Here is a 571-nt window from a genome sequence, read left to right as displayed (position 1 = left end):
GTCAAGATTCTGCTGCTCCACACTGGGGTGAGAAAGCACTACTTTCATTCTCTGAAAACGGTGCGACGATTCATCTAGGTGAATGTCATGATCTTGGTGCAATTCAGCGTGCAGCTCGTCAGCTAGATGGCCAAGGAATTCATTCAGTTCTACTTTCTGGTGAACATTGGGATTTGGAAAGCATCTGGGCTTTCCATCAAGGTTACCGCAACCCGAAAAAACACGGTTTACTAGAATGGACTGCGCTTTCTGAAGAAGACCAAACTGAACTTCAAGCTCGCATTAAAGCGACCGATTTTACGCGCGATATCATCAACAAAACGGCGGAAGAAGTTGCACCTCGTCAACTTGCTACGATGGCGGCTGAGTTCATCAAATCTGTCGCACCAGAAGGCACAGTAACGGCTCGTATTGTTAAAGATAAAGATCTACTAGCGGAAGGTTGGGAAGGTATCTATGCGGTTGGTCGTGGTTCGGATCGCACATCAGCAATGCTGCAATTGGATTACAACCCGACTGGCGATGAAAACGCACCAGTATTCGCGTGTCTAGTAGGTAAAGGCATTACGTT

General features: G+C 46.9%; 1 pseudogene. It reads left to right on the top strand.

The window, feature by feature from the left end:
* Positions 1–571 (top strand): annotated as a pseudogene (locus tag R8O11_RS29990) (aminopeptidase PepB); the annotation flags it as partial.

This window comes from Vibrio sp. 1288 (assembly GCF_033344475.1).
The sequence above is the reverse complement of the archived record's forward strand: the minus strand, read 5'-3'. Positions and strand labels throughout refer to the sequence as shown.